This is a genomic window from Robiginitalea sp., from assembly GCF_049588695.1.
In the GTDB taxonomy this organism is placed as follows: Bacteria; Bacteroidota; Bacteroidia; order Flavobacteriales; family Flavobacteriaceae; genus Robiginitalea.
The window spans coordinates 1-6120 of sequence record NZ_JBAVZJ010000346.1 but is presented as its reverse complement, the minus strand read 5'-3'; the positions used below and the strand labels follow the sequence as shown (position 1 = coordinate 6120).

5 protein-coding genes are annotated in these 6120 nt (G+C 49.5%); 4 read left to right on the top strand and 1 reads right to left on the bottom strand.

Annotated features, from left to right (window positions below; genetic code table 11):
• The 4 genes from WBV75_RS08440 to WBV75_RS08425 form a co-directional block, all read left to right on the top strand.
• Positions 1-798: hypothetical protein (locus tag WBV75_RS08440; protein ID WP_424120191.1), on the top strand; the 798-nt coding region annotated here is incomplete at its 5' end.
• 3 nt (positions 799-801) lie between these two features.
• On the top strand, positions 802-1200 hold the full coding sequence (locus WBV75_RS08435; protein ID WP_424120190.1) for a c-type cytochrome: 399 nt from the start codon (positions 802-804) through the stop codon (positions 1198-1200).
• A gap of 77 nt (positions 1201-1277) precedes the next feature.
• The gene (hemA, locus tag WBV75_RS08430) at positions 1278-2501 is read left to right on the top strand and encodes a glutamyl-tRNA reductase (RefSeq protein ID WP_424120189.1); all 1224 of its coding nucleotides are present in this window, start codon (positions 1278-1280) and stop codon (positions 2499-2501) included.
• Between the two features lie 13 nt (positions 2502-2514).
• On the top strand, positions 2515-3291 hold the full coding sequence (locus tag WBV75_RS08425) for a hypothetical protein (protein ID WP_424120188.1): 777 nt from the start codon (positions 2515-2517) through the stop codon (positions 3289-3291).
• A gap of 159 nt (positions 3292-3450) precedes the next feature.
• Here WBV75_RS08425 and WBV75_RS08420 read toward each other — a convergent pair.
• Positions 3451-6120 (bottom strand): T9SS type B sorting domain-containing protein (locus WBV75_RS08420; RefSeq protein ID WP_424120187.1); only part of this gene is annotated, 2670 nt, incomplete at its 5' end.

Here is a 6120-nt window from a genome sequence, read left to right as displayed (position 1 = left end):
ATTCAGACAGGTCTGGCCCAGGATAAAGAGCGCCTCCGACTATCGACCAGCTATACCAAGGTAATGGAGGGGCCCGTGTATTTGGATTTTCAAACTTCCGCACGGATCGATAAGACCAACGTCACGGTCCCGGATGCTGAACTTGAGATATACTATGAAGTAGATGGGGAGGAATTCCCTTTGGGAACCACCACTACAGGCCCTACGGGTAAAGCCCAGTTTACCCTCAAGGGAATAGAGGCCATTCAACCGGATTCGACAGGGCTCTACATTGTGGGTGCAGCATTCGACGGCAATGAAACCTTCAGGAAAGCCAGTAGCAGTGTGGAGTTCAGGGATGCCGTTCTCAGCGCTAAACTCATTCAAAAAGACAGCCTGAATTACATTGAAGCGACCTTAAAGGATAAAGTGCTGGACAGCACTATTGCAGATGCCCTGATCAAAGTACAGGTGGAACGGATGTTCTCGCCCCTGGTGGTCAGTGAAGAATTCCTGATGACGGATGAATCCGGGAGCATCAATGTTGAAATCCCCGGGGATATTCCCGGGAAGGACGGAAATCTGGCCATGGAAGTGGTTATCGAAGAAAACGATGATTACGGTACCGTGAAAGCACAACTGGATGCTCCAGTAGGCACTCCAATAGTTCATACGAGTACCTACGACCAGCGCACCCTGTGGGGGCGCAGCAGTCGTACGCCGTTGTTCATCCTGTTTTTTACGGGGCTCCTCGTATTTGGTTCGTGGGGACTTATCTTTTATTTACTTTTTAATCTATATAAAATCGCTAAAAATTGACTTATGAAAACAATTAAAATCCTTTTGCCTTTAGCCTTCCTGGCTTTGGCCTTTTATGCCTTTACCACGCCTGATCAGGATGAATGGGTGGTACCCGAGAAGTATGTGAATATGAAAAACCCAACAGATCCGACAGCGGATTTGAACATAGGAAAAGCGCTTTATTCAAAACATTGTCAGTCCTGCCACGGAAAAGAAGGCTATGGAGACGGTAAGAAAGCCGCTGGCCTGAAAGGAGACCTGGGGGATTTTTCTTCTGAAGAATATCATGCCCAGACAGACGGGGAACTGTTTTACAAAACTTCCTTTGGTTTTGGTGACATGCCGGAATACACCAAAAAATTGCCGGATGACGAAGACCGCTGGCTGATAGTAAACTATATGAGGACGTTGAAGCAATAGCTTGAAGTAATAATGGAGTAATTGCTCCAGGTATGAATTGGATTAAACCGAATTTCTAAACAAACGTGTTCCATCCTATGGATACGAGATTACGATATATCAGCATTTCACACCATACAGCCCCGGTAGCCCGGAGGGAGCGCTTTCACCTGTCCGATACGGCCAAACAGGAAGTCGCCAGAGCCCTTCAAATGGCCTTTCCGGACCTATCTTCCCTCCTGATTTTGGTGACCTGCAACAGAACGGAATTGTACTTTGAATCCGGAAATACAAAGGCGGCGTGCGTCAGGGATTTCCTTTTGAGACATATCACAGGAGCCGTCAATAAAGTTGATGTGACTGATTTCAGGGATAGCGACCGCACGGAGGACACTGTCCTGCACTTGCTCAAGGTATCTGCCGGACTCGAATCTTCCGTTATGGGAGATGCAGAAATCATTCACCAAATTCGCAAAGCCTACCACTATTCCCTTCAGACGGGTATGCAGGGTTCCCTTTTGGAGCGCTGTATGCAAACCCTCTTTAAAACACACAAGCGGGTGAGCAATGAAACCGGGTTCCGGGACGGTACGACTTCTACGGCCTACAAGGCGTTAAAGCTTATTGGTGAAACTTTTGGAAGTGAGGCCGCCGAAAAGAAAATCCTTTTTGTCGGGGCCGGGGATATCGTGAGACAACTCTTTAAATACAACAGTAAATTCAGATACCCGAATATTTTTATAACCAACCGGACGGAATCCAGAGCGGCAAAGCTCGCCCGGGCAAACAATGTGAATACCTTTTCCTGGGAAAGGCTTACAGCAAATGACCTTAGCGAATTCGATGTAATTATATCCGCAGTAAGTCATGCCCCAGGGTTAATACATAAGGGAATTGCCACGGATAAAAATGTATTGCTTATCGATCTTGCCGTACCCGGCAATTTTACCCCGGCCCTGGCGTCCGTGAAGTCCATACTGCTGCACAACCTGGATTCCATCGCATGTCAATTAAAATCCAATCGCGAAGCGCGTAAGGCAGCTATTGAAAATGTGGAGGAAATAATCGCTCAGGAATGGTCTGAATATCGTCAATGGCAGGAAATGCAACCTTTCCGCAACCTAATGGCCAGGCGTAAAAGACAAGTGCACACCGCCTTGAGCAGGATTGGTATTGCTGAACGGTACGGTTGGTCAAAGAATGAAGTGACCGTCCTGGTCAACCGAATCATGAGAAAAATCCTGAAGAAACCCGAGACGCTTCAATACTCGCGAGACCTGGAAGTACTGGTGGCCCAATACGCCGCCGTCCAGGCCGCTTAAACCCTTTATAGCTATGAAAATGAAATACCCCAGTGTGAGGGACATCCTGTCCCTCTGCAGCATTGCATTGTTAATCTCCAATGTCGCCTGTAAAGGCGGGCCTGATGCCGGAGATCCGATACCCCTTGAAACCGAAGTAAATATGGCGGATGCGCATAAAGACGTTGTCATGGATATGCGCAAAATCGAAGTCCTGGAAGCCGTTCCCACCTCCAAATACCTCTATTTGAAGGTGAGCGAAGGGGACCACCAGTACTGGATGGCCACCGGGCCCACAGATGTTGAAACAGGGGATGTATACTATTATAATGAAGCCCTGATACGCGCCGACTTCGAGAGCAAGGAAATGCAAAAGGTCTTTGACACTATTTACCTGGTCACACGGATTGTACCGGAGGCCCAGGTTAAAAACCTGAAGCCTGTGAAATCCATCGCCTCACCTCCCGAAGAAACTGCGAATTCCGGGGAATCCGGGATGACAGGCCAGGATGGGGTTCAAGAGGCAAGCTCCGTTCGAATTGCAGACGTACTGAAAAATCCCGGGGCCTACCAGGGGCAATGGGTTGAAGTTTCAGGGACATGTACCAAGGTCAATGAAGGGATCCTCAACCGCAACTGGATCCACCTGAAAGACGGGAGCGCAGATGATAAAGACTTTGTCATCACCTCCGCAGCCACAGTGAAACCGGGGGATGTTGTAAAAATGCAGGCCGTTGTACGTCTGGATAAGGACTTTGGGGCCGGTTACAAGTACGCTGTTATCCTGGAAGATGGTGTCGTTCTGGACTGATCGGAGGAACTCCCCTCCTCCCCTTATGAAGCCGCGAAGCCGGAGAAATATAACAAATAACCTATAAGACAAAAGATCCTGTGAAGTCTACTTCACAGGATCTTTTTTATCCTTCAATTCGCTCCCGCTAAAAAGAAGGTCAAATACCGCAGCCCGGCATCACCTGTATAAGGTAAAGTGACCTACGTATTGCTGTTTTTCATTGTCGTTCGCATTCACCACATACCAGTAATCTCCGGATGGGAGTTCTTTGGTATCATAGGTTCCATCCCAATTGGTGACCTGATCCAGGGTAGCTACCACCCGACCATACCGATCGTAAATAATCACCTCGATATTCGGGAAAAACTCCCGGTTGAGCGGTGCCCATACATCATTGATACCATCTCCATCCGGGGTAAAGAAGTTTGGAAAGTCAACCATCCCGGTAAAATCAAACGGGAAGTCTATGCTGATTTCGCATCCTTCACGATCCCTAACCCGAATATTGACCATGGCGTCAAAATTAAGGTAGAATACGTTGGTACTTCCCAGAGATTCCCCCTGGAAGAAGTATTCATAGTCCCCAAAACCTCCACTGGCTGTGGCTGTAATCTCATTGGGTCCCGTCTGCATGGCATCGAGGGTGAGAGGTTCATAGGCCTCAATGGTAAATTCAACCATATTGGTACACCCGTTTTCATGATAGATGTACACCACGTGCTCCCCGGCGGGTAGATCACCCCATTCACGGGTAGTATCTGCCAATGCCGTAATCGCATCTGTTGGATCCAGGGGGTCCAGCGCAAAGAGCACCTGGTCCAGAACACTGTCGTCCTGCATTTCAATACGGGTCGTACTGAACGGGAAAATACCGTCACACCCATAATCCACCACAGCTTCTGCATTGAGTTCAACTCCAATCTCTACTGGAATGATTACATTGGTTGTACACCCTTGTGAATCCCTGATAAAGACCACATAAGACTCTCCCCCTACCAGATTTTCAAAGATCAAGTTATCATTCCGTACATAATCTGCGGGATCGGAAGAATTCAGACTGGATTCATAATACCTAATTCCTCCTGGAGTTGTAAAGGGAGTTCCCCCGCTAACCGTGAGTTGTGCAGATCCATCTGCGAAACCAATACACGTCTCCGGACTGGTGGTAAAGTCCGCATCCAGGGGTTCGGGTTCAATAATCCGCACTGTGGTAATTTCAGAACACCCGTTTTCATCCTGAATAAGGATATCGTATTCCCTACCTGGGAAGGGAGCTCCTTCCAGGTCGGTAAAGGTATACGCGCCCGGAGTTGCAGGATCCGTAAAGAATTCGCTGAAACTCGGTTCAATGGCAAACTGAATCAGCCCCTGTCCCCCACCGGTAACTTCTACCGTGGCGGTACCGTCAGCTTCCCCGGCACATGTAATTTGGGTTGTGCTTATACTATAGGTGATCGGATCGGGCCGGACAATGGTCAGCGGTCCTTCCACATCGCTACACGTGCTTCCACTGATCACGGCGATATAGTAATCTGTCCCTTCGGGCAAGCCTTCAAAAGTTCCATCGGGTTGTGGTCCGCGCACCACAACAGCTCCCGGGTTCGGACTGAACGGATTCCCCGGATCGCCTCTGTAGAGGAAAAAACTGTTGCTCCCAATACCACCTGAGGCGAAGGACTCAATTCGGCCGTCGAGTTCTGAAGCACAAGAAATATCGTCGGGTAAATTCACTGCCAGATCCAGATCCTGGGCATCGATAAGGCTAAGTCCGTTAGAGGTAACCACGTCACAGGCATTGGTTGCATTGACCTTTCGCACTTCGTATTGATAGAACCCCGGAGTTCCTGGGATCAGCACGGCATCAATACCCACACCCATCGAAATAAACGGATCTGTTACAGGTGCACCGACGGCCCGGTATTCGTAATTAAAGCCAGCTTCAGGATTTGTAACGGTCAGCCGCATTTCCCCAAAGCCACCACAGCCGGGAGCCTGAACCTGTACCAGGGTGGGAACAATCGCCGGTGGGGGATCCACAAAGTATGGGGCCGAAACTCCAACACACTGGAAGCTCGAAGAAACCTCTATGGCATACCAGCCCGCACTTATGTACCCAAACCCATTGGTTCCGATAAATGTCGGATCGTCCTGGAGTCCGCTTCGCGACACCTCATCAGTAATGTCATTGCTACCAAGGTAAATGAGCTGGTATTTATATCCGGCTCCGGCTACACCTCCCGAGGCACCGGCATTTCCCGTGACAGCGTCCCCGGATGCCGGGTCATAGGCTTCGAGTACCGCATTATTCCCTCCCGGGCAAATCAGCCCCTGTGGCTCTCGAATCTCCACGAGAATTGGTGGAATCGGATCCAGGGTGATGTCGGTTGTCTCGGTACATCCTTCGACATCACGTACCTCAACGCGGTAATCCCCACTGGAAAGGTTTTCAAAACGCGATTGTCCGGAGAAAGGTACCTCCTCCACATAGGTTCCAGAACCATCGTCTCTCAGGAGTCTGAATTCATACGGCGACGTATCCCAGCCTCCTGATGAATTGGCGTTAATGATTCCCGTATTGTTATTACAGCTTACGTTCCCTTCCGAAACAGCCACGGGTACCAGGGGTCCGTTGGGGCCCCGAACGGTAGCGAGATTACTTATTCCGGGACATTCCGGCGATGCAGTTGTCGCAATCTCCACCACGTAATTTCCAGCTCTGAGGCCTGTAATTTGGGCAGGATCGCCACTGGCATCCGGATAGTTCGCCGTGTCAAAGCTTCCACTTGCCGCTGCAGGAAGCACCCTGTTTCCGCTGGTGTCAATCAGGAATGCCTCGTAATTGTACAC

Excerpts from the sequence above, each read along its gene's own strand:
- WBV75_RS08435 (WP_424120190.1), top strand. The coding sequence starts at position 802 with ATGAAAACAATTAAAATCCTTTTGCCTTTAGCCTTCCTGGCTTTGGCC.
- hemA (WP_424120189.1), top strand. The coding sequence starts at position 1,278 with ATGGATACGAGATTACGATATATCAGCATTTCACACCATACAGCCCCG.
- WBV75_RS08425 (WP_424120188.1), top strand. The coding sequence starts at position 2,515 with ATGAAAATGAAATACCCCAGTGTGAGGGACATCCTGTCCCTCTGCAGC.